16 protein-coding genes, 1 tRNA gene, 1 other RNA gene and 1 other annotated feature are annotated in these 15,719 nt (G+C 37.4%); of the genes, 13 read left to right on the top strand and 5 right to left on the bottom strand.

Features of this window, described 5'->3' with window-relative positions; translation table 11 throughout:
- Positions 1 to 99: 99 nt before the first annotated feature.
- Positions 100 to 1,065: a YaaC family protein gene (locus SB717_RS32675; RefSeq protein ID WP_410906910.1), complete on the bottom strand. Its 966-nt coding sequence runs from the start codon at positions 1,063 to 1,065 to the stop codon at positions 100 to 102.
- A 116-nt stretch (positions 1,066 to 1,181) separates the two neighbouring features.
- Between SB717_RS32675 and guaB the strand changes: the two genes are divergently transcribed.
- From guaB to SB717_RS32645, 6 genes are all read left to right on the top strand, one after another.
- Positions 1,182 to 2,648 carry an IMP dehydrogenase gene (gene guaB / locus SB717_RS32670; RefSeq protein WP_013054827.1) on the top strand — a complete coding sequence of 489 codons (1,467 nt, stop codon included), beginning with the start codon at positions 1,182 to 1,184 and terminating at the stop codon, positions 2,646 to 2,648.
- Positions 2,649 to 2,798: 150 nt separating this feature from the next.
- Positions 2,799 to 4,154, top strand: coding sequence for a serine hydrolase (locus SB717_RS32665; protein WP_410906908.1), 1,356 nt, complete (start codon positions 2,799 to 2,801; stop codon positions 4,152 to 4,154).
- A 189-nt stretch (positions 4,155 to 4,343) separates the two neighbouring features.
- Positions 4,344 to 5,231 (top strand): pyridoxal 5'-phosphate synthase lyase subunit PdxS, encoded by an 888-nt coding sequence (gene pdxS, locus SB717_RS32660; protein ID WP_013054829.1) that lies wholly within the window; start codon positions 4,344 to 4,346, stop codon positions 5,229 to 5,231.
- A 21-nt stretch (positions 5,232 to 5,252) separates the two neighbouring features.
- Positions 5,253 to 5,840, top strand: coding sequence for a pyridoxal 5'-phosphate synthase glutaminase subunit PdxT (pdxT, locus tag SB717_RS32655; protein ID WP_028412710.1), 588 nt, complete (start codon positions 5,253 to 5,255; stop codon positions 5,838 to 5,840).
- A 57-nt stretch (positions 5,841 to 5,897) separates the two neighbouring features.
- Positions 5,898 to 6,110: a binding site (T-box leader), on the top strand.
- A 52-nt stretch (positions 6,111 to 6,162) separates the two neighbouring features.
- Entirely contained in the window at positions 6,163 to 7,440 is a 1,278-nt protein-coding gene (gene serS / locus SB717_RS32650) for a serine--tRNA ligase (RefSeq protein WP_410906906.1), read from the top strand.
- 109 nt (positions 7,441 to 7,549) lie between these two features.
- Positions 7,550 to 7,642 (top strand) — tRNA-Ser (locus SB717_RS32645).
- Positions 7,643 to 7,762: 120 nt separating this feature from the next.
- Here the strand turns inward: SB717_RS32645 and SB717_RS32640 are convergent.
- From SB717_RS32640 to SB717_RS32625, 4 genes are all read right to left on the bottom strand, one after another.
- Positions 7,763 to 8,443, bottom strand: coding sequence for a deoxynucleoside kinase (locus tag SB717_RS32640; RefSeq protein ID WP_144647310.1), 681 nt, complete (start codon positions 8,441 to 8,443; stop codon positions 7,763 to 7,765).
- Positions 8,443 to 9,078, bottom strand: a complete 636-nt coding sequence (locus SB717_RS32635) for a deoxynucleoside kinase (RefSeq protein ID WP_410906904.1) — start codon at positions 9,076 to 9,078, stop codon at positions 8,443 to 8,445. The genes SB717_RS32640 and SB717_RS32635 overlap by 1 nt, the downstream gene beginning before the upstream one ends.
- A 143-nt stretch (positions 9,079 to 9,221) precedes the next feature.
- The gene (locus SB717_RS32630) at positions 9,222 to 10,523 is read right to left on the bottom strand and encodes a glycoside hydrolase family 18 protein (protein ID WP_074684324.1); all 1,302 of its coding nucleotides are present in this window, start codon (positions 10,521 to 10,523) and stop codon (positions 9,222 to 9,224) included.
- A gap of 56 nt (positions 10,524 to 10,579) precedes the next feature.
- Positions 10,580 to 11,122, bottom strand: a complete 543-nt coding sequence (locus SB717_RS32625; RefSeq protein ID WP_098622351.1) for a cysteine hydrolase family protein — start codon at positions 11,120 to 11,122, stop codon at positions 10,580 to 10,582.
- Between the two features lie 79 nt (positions 11,123 to 11,201).
- Between SB717_RS32625 and tadA the strand changes: the two genes are divergently transcribed.
- The 7 genes from tadA (at position 11,202) to SB717_RS32590 (ending at position 15,435) form a co-directional block, all read left to right on the top strand.
- On the top strand, positions 11,202 to 11,672 hold the full coding sequence (gene tadA / locus SB717_RS32620) for a tRNA adenosine(34) deaminase TadA (protein WP_080890255.1): 471 nt from the start codon (positions 11,202 to 11,204) through the stop codon (positions 11,670 to 11,672).
- Between the two features lie 102 nt (positions 11,673 to 11,774).
- An RNA gene (gene ffs / locus SB717_RS32615) (signal recognition particle sRNA large type) lies at positions 11,775 to 12,039 on the top strand.
- 130 nt (positions 12,040 to 12,169) lie between these two features.
- The gene (gene dnaX / locus SB717_RS32610) at positions 12,170 to 13,858 is read left to right on the top strand and encodes a DNA polymerase III subunit gamma/tau (protein ID WP_074684326.1); all 1,689 of its coding nucleotides are present in this window, start codon (positions 12,170 to 12,172) and stop codon (positions 13,856 to 13,858) included.
- 19 nt (positions 13,859 to 13,877) lie between these two features.
- Positions 13,878 to 14,198, top strand: coding sequence for a YbaB/EbfC family nucleoid-associated protein (locus SB717_RS32605; RefSeq protein WP_013081327.1), 321 nt, complete (start codon positions 13,878 to 13,880; stop codon positions 14,196 to 14,198).
- A gap of 15 nt (positions 14,199 to 14,213) precedes the next feature.
- Positions 14,214 to 14,810 (top strand): recombination mediator RecR, encoded by a 597-nt coding sequence (gene recR / locus SB717_RS32600; RefSeq protein WP_014461944.1) that lies wholly within the window; start codon positions 14,214 to 14,216, stop codon positions 14,808 to 14,810.
- 14 nt (positions 14,811 to 14,824) lie between these two features.
- Entirely contained in the window at positions 14,825 to 15,049 is a 225-nt protein-coding gene (locus SB717_RS32595; RefSeq protein ID WP_013054840.1) for a YaaL family protein, read from the top strand.
- 116 nt (positions 15,050 to 15,165) lie between these two features.
- The gene (locus tag SB717_RS32590) at positions 15,166 to 15,435 is read left to right on the top strand and encodes a pro-sigmaK processing inhibitor BofA family protein (RefSeq protein ID WP_074684328.1); all 270 of its coding nucleotides are present in this window, start codon (positions 15,166 to 15,168) and stop codon (positions 15,433 to 15,435) included.
- Positions 15,436 to 15,719: the final 284 nt, after the last annotated feature.

Genomic DNA, 15,719 nt, shown 5'->3' with positions numbered 1-15,719 from the left:
ACACGGAAGTTAAGCTCTTTAGCGCCAATGGTAGTTGGGACTTTGTCCCTGTGAGAGTAGGACGTTGCCAGGCATTTGAAAAAAGACTAGCTATTTTAGCTAGTCTTTTTTTGTATGTTCATTTAAGTAACAAGAAATTAAGTAAGGAATCTTTTGAGCCGTAACCTCAAGGAACCTCAAGATAAATGGGTAATCTTTTGAAGAGTATGTATGCAATAATTCATACCACCACTCTGTTTCATAACGTGAAATCATACTTAAATTATAAAGTAATAAGTAATGTGCCAATATCTCAGGAAAATATAAGCAGCTATCTTTTTCCAATGGTGCATGCAGTGTGTTAGCTTGAAAATTGTACATAAAAGGTGAACAATTATATAAACAGTTTGAAGGGTCGAGAATATATACCTGATCTTCTGACACAGACAATGATAGACGGGAACGCTCTTTTAAAAAAGAATAGAGCCTTTCGTGATTCATATGATAACACCGTGTAACTTGTTCAGGAATAGGCAAAGAGGTAGCTGGAAGCGATCCAATAGTTGTTAAATGGGAAAATGGCCTCGTATCCAAATTTAAAAATAATGTCTCTAATTCAGGTACACAAGACAATAGATAATTCATTGTATATTTACTACCTTCCAGTTGTTTCACATGAAACAATTCTTCTCCTACTTGTGAAAATAAACCGCTTTTTTGAATCTTAACTTCATCATCTAAAAAATCATAACTTTGTTTTTTTCTTTTTCGTGTTGATACTCCATGTGCTAACACCGCCGTATTTTCGGGATATACTGGGTTTTGTGTTAACAAACTGGCTTTTAACAGCTGTGACATTCCATAAAATAATAAAACTGGTTGAACTGATACAGGAGATTGTGCCGCAACTTGATAATAATTTTTACTGTGTTCCAAATAATAAATAAATGGGTAACTGTTTTTAAAGCTATGTTGCTCTGCATCGCTATAATTCAATTTTTGATAGCGCTTTTTTAAAAAATTTTGTACAAAAGGAACGGAGAAAAATAAATTGTAGGACGTCCAAACATCATTAAATTTATGCAACTAAATCACCTTTTCTTTTTATTAGAATTATCTGATATCTAGTGAAGTTATTGACAGGTACATATCTGCTTGTTAATCTACTAATAATATTCTGTCGTTTAAAGGAGGATTCTATAATGTGGGAAAGCAAATTTTCTAAAGAAGGCTTAACATTTGATGACGTTTTACTGGTGCCAGCAAAATCTGAGGTACTACCTAAAGACGTTGATATGAGTGTTGAACTAACAAAAACATTAAAATTAAAGGTGCCGTTCATCAGTGCAGGAATGGATACAGTTACAGAAGCTGAAATGGCTATTGCGATGGCTAGACAAGGTGGTTTAGGTATCATTCACAAAAACATGTCGATTGAACAGCAAGCAGAACAAGTTGATAAAGTAAAACGTTCTGAAAGTGGTGTTATCACGGATCCTTTCTTTTTAACTCCTGAAAACCAAGTATTTGCTGCTGAACATTTAATGGGCAAATATCGTATCTCAGGTGTGCCGATTGTCAACAACGAAGAAGAACAAAAACTAGTTGGAATCCTTACAAACCGTGACTTGCGTTTCATCCAAGATTATTCAATGCAAATTGCTGATGTAATGACAAAAGAAGAATTAGTTACTGCTCCAGTGGGAACGACTTTAGAAGAAGCAGAGAAAATTCTACAGCAATACAAAATTGAAAAGTTACCTCTTGTAGATGACAATGGCGTATTAAAAGGTCTTATCACAATTAAAGACATTGAAAAAGTAATTGAGTTTCCAAATGCAGCTAAAGATCAACAAGGTCGATTATTAGTTGGAGCAGCTGTTGGCGTAACAGCTGATTCAAATGTTCGTATCGAAAAATTAGTACAAGCTGGCGTTGATGTTATCGTTATTGATACGGCGCATGGACATTCACAAGGCGTTTTAGATACGGTACGCAGCATTCGCGAGGCATATCCAGAATTAAATATTATTGCTGGTAACGTAGCAACTGCTGAAGGTACAAAAGCATTAATTGAAGCTGGAGCAAATGTAGTAAAAGTAGGAATTGGACCTGGTTCAATTTGTACAACTCGTGTTGTAGCTGGTGTAGGCGTTCCACAAATTACAGCAGTGTATGACTGTGCAACCGAAGCTCGTAAGCATGGTGTAGCTATTATCGCAGATGGCGGTATTAAGTACTCTGGAGATATCGTAAAAGCACTTGCAGCTGGTGGACATACAGTAATGCTAGGAAGCCTTCTAGCAGGAACGACAGAAAGTCCTGGCGAAACAGAAATCTACCAAGGAAGACGCTTTAAAGTGTACCGTGGAATGGGCTCTGTAGGAGCTATGGAAAAAGGAAGTAAAGATCGATACTTCCAAGAAGATAATAAAAAATTAGTTCCAGAAGGTATCGAAGGCCGTTTGCCTTACAAAGGACCTGTAGCAGATACTTTATATCAAATGATTGGTGGTTTACGCGCAGGAATGGGTTACTGTGGCTCAGCTAACTTAGAAGCGTTACGTGAACAGGCACAATTCATCCGTATGACTGGAGCAGGTTTAAGAGAAAGTCACCCACATGATGTGCAAATTACAAAAGAATCTCCTAACTATTCTATGAGATAATCATGAATGTTTAAAAAACACGTTTCCTTAATAGGGAAACGTGTTTTTTATGTCATTAATCATGAATGTAACAGTACTTCTTTATCTATTTTTTTAAATTTTAGTATGATAAAATTACATTTATGTGAGTTTACGTTTGGAGGGTATAGAGTGAGAAACGCAGTACAGAAACAATTAATTTGTGTCATTGCTGTTATGTTAATGGCCAGCGTATTTTTTGTCTCTACACAAGCATCAGCTGCTTCTAAAACAGATGATATTGGTGTTGAAGCAGATGCAGCCATTTTAGTAGAGGCAAGTACGGGGAAAGTGCTATACGGGAAAAATACGGATGCTTTATTAGGTATTGCAAGCATGACAAAAATGATGACGGAATACCTAGTATTAGAATCCATAAAAGATAAGAAATTATCTTGGGATCAACGTGTGCCAGTTAGTAAATATGCAGCTAAAATTTCTCAGGATTATGGATTATCAAATGTACCATTAATCGAAAACCAAGAATATACGGTAAAAGAATTATATGATGCCATGGCTATTTACTCAGCTAATGGAGCAGCCATTGCTTTAGCTGAAGCTGTCAGTGGTTCTGAAGAACGTTTTATTAAGTTAATGAATGAAACGGCAAAGAAATTAAATATGGGTGAATCAAAATTTGTCAATTCTACAGGTCTTTCTAATTCCTTGTTAAAAGGAATGTATCCAAAAGGAACGAAGGAAGAAGATGAGAATCTTCTATCTGCTCGGGCAGTTGCTACTCTTGCTTATCACTTGATTCATGATTATCCAGAATCTTTGGAAGTAGCCAAAACTCCTTCTAAGATGTTTAGACAAGGGCAACAAGGCGAAACAAAAATGAACAATTGGAATAAGATGCTCCCTGGTTTTTCAGCTGCATACAGCGGCGTAGACGGCTTGAAAACTGGTCACACAGACTTTGCGGGTCAATGTTTCACTGGGACTGCAGAACGTAACGGTGTAAGATACATAACAGTTGTAATGAATGCTAAGGAAAACGGCAAGTCTACGGAAGCTGCTCGTTTTTCTCAAACGAAAAAGATATTGGATTATGCTTTTAGTCATTTTCAGTTAAAAGAAGTAGTGCCTGCTAACGGCAAGATTAAAGGGCACGAAACAATTGATGTTGCTAAAGGGAAATCAAAAGAAGCTTCCGTTTCTCCAAAGAATTCAGTAAAGATTATTACCGAAAAAGGTCAAAAAGATCATACTAAAATCAACTTTAGGTTAAACGATAAAGTTGTGAACGATCAGAAAGTTGTAGCTCCTATTAAAAAAGGAGAAGCAGTTGCTTATGTGAGTGCAACGAACAGTAATCTTAAAGATCTAGGCTATGTAGGAGGACAAACCACAGATAGCATGACACCGGTTGTGACAAATGAATCTGTTGAAAAAGCTGGATGGTTCTCTCTCGCTATCCGCAGCATCGGTAACTTCTTTAGCGATATTTGGATGAATGCTGCAAATACAGTGAATAACTGGTTTTAATGATAACTCAAGAGAAAGAAGAGATACTACAAGAGAGTATCTCTTTTTTTATTTTTAGATTTGTTTGTATATAATCTATAAATTAGATAGGAATTTTCCGAAAAATGCGGTAGAATAGACACTAAGTTTTGAATTTTGTATATACACTAAAAATTATTGTGAAACACTTGATACAGGAGGAAGACAAACATGAATAACATTACAGGTACTGATCGTGTAAAACGAGGAATGGCGGAAATGCAAAAAGGTGGCGTTATCATGGACGTTATCAATGCAGAGCAAGCAAAAATTGCAGAAGCAGCAGGTGCTGTTGCCGTTATGGCATTAGAGCGTGTTCCAGCTGATATCCGTGCAGCAGGCGGCGTGTCTCGTATGGCAGACCCAACAATTGTTGAAGAAGTGATGAATGCTGTGTCCATTCCAGTTATGGCAAAAGCTCGTATTGGCCATATTGTTGAAGCACGCGTGCTAGAAGCGATGGGTGTAGACTACATCGATGAAAGTGAAGTGTTGACTCCAGCTGATGAGGAGTTTCATTTAAATAAAAATACATTTACGGTTCCATTTGTGTGCGGTTGTCGAGATCTTGGAGAAGCATCCCGTCGTATTGCTGAAGGAGCTGCAATGCTTCGAACAAAAGGCGAACCAGGGACAGGAAACATCGTAGAAGCAGTGCGTCATATGCGCCAAGTAAACGCTCAAGTACGTAAAGTTGTGGGCATGGACGAAGATGAGTTAATGACAGAGGCAAAACTATTAGGCGCGCCTTATGAGTTATTACTACAAATTAAACGTGAAGGTCGCCTACCGGTTGTAAACTTTGCAGCGGGCGGTGTAGCAACACCAGCAGACGCAGCATTAATGATGCAGCTTGGAGCAGATGGTGTGTTCGTTGGTTCAGGAATCTTCAAATCAGACAACCCTGAAAAATTTGCTCGAGCAATTGTTGAGGCAACAACGCATTATCAAGACTATGAACTCATTGCAAACTTGTCAAAAGGGTTAGGAAGTGCAATGAAAGGGATTGAAATTTCATCATTATTACCAGAAAACCGCATGCAAGAGCGTGGATGGTAATTTAAAGGGAGTTTTGACAAAATGGTAAAAGTAGGCGTGTTAGGATTACAAGGTGCCTTTCGCGAGCATGCACAAGCATTAGAAGCAGCAGGCGCTGAAGCCATTATCATTAAAAAAGTTGAACAGCTAGACGAAATAGATGGTTTAATCCTACCGGGCGGCGAAAGCACAGCGATGCGTCGTCTGATTGACAAATATGATTTTATGGAACCTCTTCGCCAGTTTGCACAAGCAGGTAAACCGGTGTTTGGTACGTGTGCGGGTTTAATTTTACTTGCAGGACAAGTTGTTGACCGTGAAGAGCCCCATTTAGGTGTTATGGATATTACGGTAGCTCGAAACTCATTTGGGCGTCAACGAGATAGCTTTGAAGCTGCTCTAAACATTAAAGATATTGGTGAAGATTTTATAGGCGTATTTATACGTGCTCCGCATATTGTAGAAGTAGGAGAAAATGTTGAAGTCTTGGCAATGCATAACGACCGAATTGTTGCAGCAAGACAAGGTCAATTCTTGGGATGTTCGTTTCATCCAGAATTAACAGATGATGCTCGCATGGCTCAGTATTTTGTAGCAATGGTTGAAGAAGCTTCAAAAAAACCTGTATAAATGAATTGCATCTTGTAAAGACTTGTAGTACATTATGATTATTAAAAATGATATTGGTATAAAGCGTTGATAGGAAATAGTAATAAGATTTTTGATTTCAAGAGAGTCGATGGCTGGTGTGAATCGATAATCAATTCTTATGAATCCGTCCTGGAGCAAGCTGTCGAAAAAGTAGTAGGCAGTTTCGGTTCATCCGTTATCTGGTTTAAGAGGAAGGCTTATTTTAGCTTTCAATTAGGGTGGCAACGCGGGTAAACTCTCGTCCCTTTCATGGGGATGAGAGTTTTTATTTTGCCCTTTTATACTAAAGGAGGTACTAAGTATGTTAGATTTAAAATTTTTACGTGCTAATTTTAATGAAGTAAAAGAAAAGCTCAAGTTTCGTGGTGAAGACTTAACGGACTTAGGTCGCTTTGAAGAGTTAGATGCAAAACGCCGTGAGCTAATTGCTCAAACAGAAGAGTTAAAAAGCAAACGAAATGAAGTATCACAGCAAATTGCACAATTGAAGCGTGAAAAACAAGATGCGGATCATTTAATCGTTGAAATGCGTGAAGTAGGAGATCGCGTAAAGCAATTAGATGAAGAGCTTCGCAGCGTTGAAGAAGAGTTAGAGCTATTGCTGCTTTCAATTCCTAACGTTCCACATGAAAGTACGCCTGTAGGTGAAACTGAAGATGATAACGTAGAAATACGCAAATGGGGAGAAATTAAACAATTTGATTTTGAACCAAAACCGCATTGGGATTTAGGAACAGATTTAAATATTTTAGACTTTGAAAGAGCTTCGAAAGTAACGGGAAGCCGCTTTGTATTTTATAAAGGATTAGGTGCAAGGTTAGAACGTGCTCTTATTAACTTTATGATGGATTTACATATGGATGAGCATGGTTATGAAGAAATCCTTCCTCCATATATGGTAAATCGTACAAGCATGACAGGAACAGGGCAGCTTCCTAAATTTGAAGAAGATGCATTCAAGATTAAAGAAGAAGATTATTTCTTAATTCCTACAGCTGAAGTACCAGTTACAAATTTACATCGTGATGAAATTTTAAGCGGAGACCAGCTTCCGATTGCTTATACAGCGTATAGTGCTTGCTTCCGCTCAGAAGCAGGCTCTGCAGGAAGAGATACACGTGGGCTTATTCGTCAGCATCAGTTTAATAAAGTAGAACTTGTTCGCTTTGTTAAGCCAGAAGATTCTTATGATGAATTAGAAAAATTAACTGGCCATGCTGAAAAGGTTCTTCAACTATTAGGTTTGCCTTACCGAGTTCTAAGCATGTGTACAGCTGACTTAGGTTTCACAGCAGCCAAAAAGTATGATATTGAAGTTTGGATTCCAAGTTATGAAACGTATCGTGAAATTTCTTCTTGTTCAAACTTTGAAAGCTTCCAAGCTCGCCGTGCTAATATTCGCTTCCGCCGTGATATAAAAGCAAAACCAGAACATGTTCATACACTAAACGGTTCTGGCTTAGCAATTGGCCGTACGGTAGCTGCAATTTTAGAAAACTACCAGCAGGAAGATGGAAAAATTCAAATTCCAGAAGTGCTGCGTCCATATATGGGAAATAAAGAATTTATTTCTAAATAAAAGTAGAAGATGTTCATTAAATTAATTTTTAATGAACATCTTTTTTAAAAAAATCAATAAAAGAGTTGACTTCATTATTTGTATATGATAAATTAATACTTGTCGATACGGAGGAATACCCAAGTCCGGCTGAAGGGATCGGTCTTGAAAACCGACAGGGGTGTTAAAGCCCGCGGGGGTTCGAATCCCTCTTCCTCCGCCATATTTGACTTTTAATGCAATTAACATAGCGCGATAAATTGGAGATTGGAAAACCGTTACTTATAAGTAACGGTTTTTTATTTGTTAAAAATGCCGCTTTATCTATTAAAGCGGCATTTTTTTATAGCTGACGACGTTTTAATTTTTCATTATGTTGTAAAAAGCGAGCTACCTTTTCAACAATTGATTCAATTGAATCAGGATTCTTAATAAGGTCGTATTCTCTAATATCTAAACGGAGAATAGGGCAAGCCGTAAAGTTATTAATCCAGTCTTCGTATCGGGCGTGCATCTCTTTCCAATAATCAAGAGGCGTTTGTTGTTCCATTGGTCGCCCTCTTTCTTGAATGCGGTCTACAATATCTTCGAAGCTGCCTTCCAAATAAATGAGCAGATCCGGATGAGGGAAGTATGGAGTCATAACCATTGCATCGAACAAGCTTGTATATGTCTCATAGTCTACTTTAGACATTGTTCCTTTTTCAAAATGCATCTTAGCAAAGATACCGGTATCTTCGTAAATGGATCTGTCCTGGATGAAGCCGCCACCATACTCGAAAATTTTCTTTTGTTCTTTAAAGCGTTCCGCTAGAAAATATACTTGTAGGTGAAAGCTCCAACGTTCAAAATCTCCATAAAATTTGTCCAGGTAAGGATTGGAATCTACTTTTTCAAACGATGTGCGAAATTGGAGAGCATCAGCCAATGATTGAGTCATCGTAGATTTCCCAACTCCAACTGTACCCGCTATCGTCAACACAGCATCATTAGGAATGTTGTATTTCGATCGTAAGTTTACCATTACATACTCCTTTTTAACATACTCTCTTGAACCTCTGAGAAGATTCTATTTAAGTGTTGTTTATTTTGTACAAAATCTATTTCATCACCGTTGTAACGTAAAATGGTTACGTCAGGGTTCTTTTGTTCAAATGCCGTCATAGCTTTTTCATAATCATCACTTAGTCTCGCAAGGTAGTGAGGATCGATGTTTCGTTCAATTTCTCTTCCACGCATTTTAATACGCTTTAGCAAGGTGTCCAAACTTGCATTTAAATAAATAATAATGTTCGGAGCCGGCATATCAGCCGTTAAGATGTGGAAGATTTGTACATATTTTTTATACTGTTCATCTTTTAACGTTTGCTCAGCGAAAATCATGTTTTTCATAATATGATAATCTGCTACAACAGGTTTTTTATAAGATAAGAACCCTTTTTGAATATCCTCTAACTGCTTATATCGATTACATAGAAAAAACATTTCGGTTTGAAAACTCCACTCATCGATATTCTCATAAAATTTCCCGAGAAATGGATTTTCATCTACGATTTCTTTTAAAATTTCGAATTGAAATGCTTTTGCAATCTCTTTAGCTAGAGAGGTTTTTCCGACACCGATGGGTCCTTCTACTGAAATAAAAGGTGTGCCTTGCATTCATTTGCCTCCTTCATGACCACTCGTTCAAAAAAAACAGACAAAAAATATTTTAACATAGAGAAGGAGAATAAGGGGAAAAGAAATTTCTTTCAGTAAGAAGAATAACAAAAAGCCTACTGTTAACAGTAAGCTTTCCCTATTTATTGCTGTGTCAGTCTTTTGGTAATTTTGAAGTTGTCTTCAATCAAGAGCCAGTTTTGTGGAAAATCTAAGCCTAGTTTCCAGTAAGCCATTCCTCTAAGTTTTAATTCTTTGATTAAATCAAACTTGGCCTGAATAGACCTAGCGTCTTCAAACCATACTTCGTGGGTGCGCTGCTGTTCATCTTTATACCGGAAGAAAGGAGCTTGTGCTTTATTGTCGTATTGAATAGCTACTTTATAGCGAGCTGCCAACTCAATAGCTCGTTGAGGACTAATGGCTTTGGCATATTCTCCTCCTGGTTTGTAAGGAAGTGTCCAATCGTAACCGTATAGGTTTTGGCCCATGATAATTTTTGAACTAGGTATTTCAGATACTGCATATTCTAAAACATCACGTACGGGACCAATAGGAGAGACGGCCATAGGAGGCCCACCGCTATATCCCCATTCATATGTCATCGGAACAACGAAGTTAGCAATCTCTCCAATGGCTTTATAATCATGTGCTTCGTACCATTTGCCTTTTTGATCTCGACTTGTCTTCGGAGCTAAAGCGACAGACATGAGAAGTTGCTCATCTTGAAGACGCTTTTTTGCTTTCTGTAAAAATGCAATATAGGCTTCTTTATCTGCCGGACGCAAAAATTCGAAGTCAAAGTGAATGTCTCTGAAATTTTGTTCCCTCGCTGTTTTTACAATATTATTTAAGAGCGTATCTTGAACGTCTTTATTAGTTAAAATTGCCCGGCCGACTTCGTCACTGAATGCGCCGTTTTCAATATTAGCCAATACCATTGAGAAAATGACGTCATTTTCTTTAGCAATAGAACCTAAATTGTTAAGCGGAGGCGCCTTTAGAGAACCGTCTTTTTGTACTTCGAAGTTAGCTGGCCCGAGATACGTAAGATATTTTGCATTTTGATTAATCATTTTCTCTGTTTGGGGGGTGATTTTTCGATTGCTTGTTTCAACATACCCTAAAAACTCACCGTTTCTTTTGTTTGGGGAAGGGGGAATTAAGATGCGGCGGCCAGGTGTTAAGGGTGCTGTAACTGAAACATTGTTCGCATTGGCAATAGCCTGATAGCTAACGCCTAATTTTCTTCCTACCTTCCATATAGTGTCTCCAGCTTTTACTGTGTAGTAAGTACCGTTGATGGGAATAACCATAGATTGCCCGATGACGAGTTGATTTGGATTAGGTAATTCATTTGCTCTTATAATTTTTCCTGCTTCAATGCGAAACTGTTTTGCAATACTATATATACTGTCACCTGCTTTAACAGTGTAAATTTGCATAATAAAAAGCCTCCATTTCATATGACTTACTTCCATCATATGAGAAGGCTTTTTACTTAATTCATCAACTCAGTATGTTTGCAAATACGAGCATTTAATACGTTATGCATCATTCTTAAAGCAAAGGTGTTGTCTTCATCTGCGTTTGAAGCAATACAATCTTCAGGCACAATTAAATTATACTCACGCATATAAGCATCGTTAGCTGAAAAAAGCACGCATATATTTCCCGCAATTCCTGTTAAAATAAGTGTATGCACATCGAGTTGTGATAGCAAAATATTTAAAGCTGTCCCATAGAAGATAGAATGCTTTGGTTTAATTAAAAAGTAATCAGCGTTTTGTGGTGAAATGTGATGTAGAATGGGTGAACTTACCTCATTTGTGCAGTGTGTTAAAATGGTTTCTAAGTTTGCTTGCCATAGTTTATAGTGGTCATTGACATAAATAATAGGGATATGTTGAGACGAGGCATATTGTTTTAACTTGGCAATGTTTTGAGCAATTGTTAAAGATTTTTCAGCAAGTACTTTGCCGTTTTTGAATTGAAAATCGTTTAGCATATCAATAATAATTAAAGCAGTTTTAGCATTCTTCACACAAGGTCTCTCCTTTTCCTGATGTACATAGTAAATAGTTTGACTCAGAAAAAATATAATATGTAAGGTTGGATAAAAAGTGTTAAATGATGAAAAGTATATGAGGTTGGCAATTGATGAAGCATTAAAAGCTAAAGATAAATTAGAGGTTCCCATTGGAGCAGTTATTGTTCAAAACGATGAAGTGATTGCTGCAGCTTATAACTTACGAGAAACAGAACAGCGATCAGTTGCTCATGCGGAACTTTTAGCAATTGATGAAGCATGTAAGAAACTAGGAACATGGAGATTGGAAGACGCTACGTTATATGTCACCTTAGAACCATGTCCGATGTGTGCAGGTGCTATTGTATTATCAAGAGTGAAAAGAGTTGTGTTTGGCGCTTATGATCCTAAAGGTGGCTGCGCGGGAACATTGTTAAACTTATTAGAGTTTGAAAAGTTTAATCATCAAGCAGAAGTGGTAGGAGGTATGCTAGAAGAAGAATGCGGGAGCCTCTTAACGACTTTTTTTCGTGAGTTACGTCAACGAAAAAAGACTGGAAAATAGCGCTGAAAAAGTAAGTTTTCTATAGCGGTTGCATTTTTGAATGAAAAGACGTATACTTGTAAATGCATCAACTTGATGCCCAAACTATTGGTTTCAACTTTGCCGTGCTAAGCGGGGAGGTAGCGGTGCCCTGTACTCGCAATCCGCTCTAGCGAGGCCGAATTCCTTCTTGAGGTTAGCTCATCTTAGGGCCTGCCTTAAGTAAGTGGTGTTGACGTTTGGGTCCTATGCAATGGGAATCTGTGAACCCTGTCAGGTCCGGAAGGAAGCAGCAGTAAGCAGAACCTCTCATGTGCCATAGGGTCGCCTGAACCGAGCTAACTGCTTAAGTAACGCCTGGGGTGGCTAATCGACGGAAGGTGCACGGCAGTTATATACATAAGTTTAGTCTACTCTGTGGGAGTAGGCTTTTTATTTTATCTCTTACTATTTTGAAAAAAAACCTCATAATACGCTATAATGATAACTAATGAATTATATTAAAAGGAGAGGATGTAGTGGCATATCAGGCTCTGTACCGTGTATACCGTCCTCAAAGCTTTAACGACGTAGTCGGTCAACAACATATTATCAAAACACTTCAAAATGCCCTTGTCCAAGAAAAATTTTCGCATGCGTATTTATTTTCTGGGCCTCGAGGGACAGGAAAGACAACAGCTGCTAAAATTTTAGCGAAAGCCGTTAACTGTGAAAAAGCACCCATTGCTGAACCTTGTAATGAATGTGCAACTTGTCGGGGAATTACTGATGGTTCCATTTCTGATGTAATTGAAATTGATGCAGCCTCTAATAATGGAGTCGATGAAATTCGAGATATCCGTGATAAAGTAAAATATGCACCTAGTGCTGTTCGATACAAAGTGTACATTATTGATGAAGTTCATATGCTTTCAATTGGAGCTTTTAACGCTTTGTTAAAAACGTTAGAAGAACCTCCTGCACATGTCATCTTTATTTTAGCTACAACAGAGCCGCATAAAATTCCATTAACGATTATCTCCAGATGTCAGCGCTTTGATTTCAAACGCATTTCGCCAGAAGATATCGTATACCGAATGAAGGAAGTATTAGGTTCTGAAGAGCTAGAAGTAAGCGAGGATGCTCTTTACGAAATTGCGAAAGCTTCAGAAGGTGGCATGCGTGATGCACTTAGTCTTTTAGACCAAGCCATCTCGTATAGTACGGAGAAGGTAAGCTTAGAGGATGTTCTATCCATAACAGGAGCAGTATCACAGGCTTTTATTGTGAAGATCGTCCAAGCTATCTTTAACGAAAACATTGTAGAAGCGTTAGACTCTGTGGAAAGTTTGATCAAAAACGGAAAAGATCCAGCGAGGTTTGTAGAGGACCTCATCTTCTATTATCGTGATGTTCTGCTTTATCAAGCTTCTGAAGAAAATGCATATTTACTTGAAAAAGCAGCAGTTAACGAAGAGTTTAAAGAACTCAGTTCAAAAATGGATAGTGCCTTTATTTATAAAGTTATTGCTGAATTGAACCAAACTCAGCAAGAGATGAAATGGAGCAATCATCCTCGAGTGCTACTTGAAGTCGCTTTAGTAAAATTAGCTCAAAGCTCTACAAGTCAAGAGAGTTCTCTTCCGTATCAAGACATTTTGCAAAAAATGAATCAAATGGAAGCAGAACTGCAGCAGCTAAAAGAAAAAGGCATTCAAGTTGATCATACAGCTCAGGCAGCTCAAACAGAGAAAAAACAGACAAGACAGTCAAGAAATCAGTACAAAACGCCTGTTGGGAAGGTAAATGAAGTTTTAAAAAATGCCACTCGACAGAATTTAGAAACGATTAAGCGATCTTGGGCGCAGGTATTAGACACTTTGAAACAACAAAATAAAGCTTCACATGCAGCGTTGTTATCTAACAGTGAACCGGTTGCGTCTTCAGATCAATCATTTATACTTAAATTCAAATATGAAATTCATTGTAAAATGGCTTCTGAAAATAACAACAATGTACGTGATAATTTAGAGAATATCTTATATACTTTAATTGGCAGCAAGCGTGAAATGGTTGCAATTCCAGAAAGTGAATGGGATAAAGTAAGAGAAGAGTTTCTTCAAGGACAGCAAAGTGATGGGTCATCAGGTCAACCACAGGAGGAAGACCCTGTGGTTGCAGAAGCGAAAAAGCTATTTGGAGAAGACTTAATCGAAATTCAAGAGTAAATTTAGGAGGAATGTTCATATGATGAAAGGCATGGGCAATATGCAAAAAATGATGAAACAAATGCAAAAAATGCAAAAAGATATGCAAAAAGCGCAGGAAGAGTTAGCTGAAAAAACTGTTGAAGGTACAGCTGGCGGCGGAATGGTAACAGTTGTGGTTAACGGTCAGAAACAAGTAATTGATGTAAATATTAAAGAGGATGTAGTAGATCCTGAAGATATTGAAATGCTACAAGATTTAGTACTAGCAGCAACAAATGACGCATTAAAACAAATGGACGATTTAACAAATAACACAATGGGTCAATTTACAAAAGGTTTAAATATTCCAGGACTTTAATAAGGTGGTTGCCACGTGCATTATCCAGAACCAATATCAAAGCTTATAGATAGTTTTATGAAGTTACCCGGCATTGGTCCAAAAACAGCTGTTCGCTTAGCGTTCTTTGTTTTATCTATGAAAGAAGATACAGTATTAGATTTTGCAAAAGCATTAGTCAATGCGAAGCGAAATTTAACCTATTGTTCAGTTTGCGGGCATATCACAGATCAAGATCCTTGCTACATTTGTCAAGATCAGCGTAGGGAGCGAAGTGTGGTGTGTGTCGTGCAAGACCCTAAAGATGTCATTGCAATGGAGAAAATGAAAGAATATAACGGCTTGTATCATGTCCTGCATGGTGCAATTTCACCTATGGAAGGGATAGGGCCTGAAGATATCAAAGTACCAGAGTTATTAAAAAGACTTCAAGATGATGAGATTCAAGAAGTGATTTTAGCTACTAACCCGAATATAGAGGGCGAAGCTACGGCTATGTATATCTCTAGGCTCTTAAAGCCGACAGGAATTAAAATTACTAGAATTGCTCATGGGTTACCCGTCGGAGGAGACCTTGAGTACGCAGACGAAGTAACATTATCTAAAGCCCTAGAAGGTAGAAGAGAAGTATAACGAGGTACTTGCATATGTTTTTTAAAAGAAAAGGTTGGTTACGCAAAGAGTACGATGATGAATTTGTGAAGACTTTTATGCAAGTGAAGCAGGAATGGAGTCACAAAACTTCAATGGTAGAAAGAAGTGTAGATCCTTCAGAAGAGGTAATGGTAGATATTCGATTAGCCAAAATGAAGTATCTTTTTCTATTAAAAGAAGCCAAGCATCGAAATATTTCAATTAACAGGATGTCATAGGGGCATCCTGTTTTGTTGTCTTTATAAAATAAGGATTTCTCTCCTTGAAATAGTGCTTTTTTTGAATGCTTGGACATACATATAAGGTAACTTATCTGCTTTAAGAAGGAGGCAACATGCTAAACCATCCCATTGTAGTTGTGTCTTTTTTAATAGGGCTAATCATTCTACTTTTAGTAACAGGTGGTGTTGAAAAAATGCTTCGAGTCATTGGAAATTTATCGATTAAGCTTATTATTGGCGTTCTCCTGCTTTTCTTTATTAACATCTTTGGCGTACAGTTCGATATTCATATTCCTATTAATTTCCCCACAGCCATAGTTTCAGCTATTTTAGGTATTCCAGGAATAGCTGCCTTGCTTGTTATTAATAATTTCATATTGTAATTTGGAAGAATATCCAAAATAAAAGTTTTCTGGAATCTTTTCGAGAAAACTTTTATTTTTTTTGAAAAAGTTGTTGACCATTAAGTTAACAGATGTTATATTTATATACGTCGCTAAGACAACAACAAAAAATAACCTGAAAATAACTTAGTGAAAAAAGTTGTTGACAAGTTATACTTGAGGTGGTAAGATAAGAAAGTCGCCTTGAGACAAGAGTTCTTTGAAAACTGAACGAAATAGTAAACGTCAACGTTAATTTTTTATTTTTTAATTGAGCAAGTCAA

The organism is Priestia sp. SIMBA_032, assembly GCF_046535215.1.
Lineage (GTDB): Bacteria > Bacillota > Bacilli > Bacillales > Bacillaceae_H > Priestia > Priestia aryabhattai.
The sequence above is the reverse complement of the archived record's forward strand: the minus strand, read 5'-3'. Positions and strand labels throughout refer to the sequence as shown.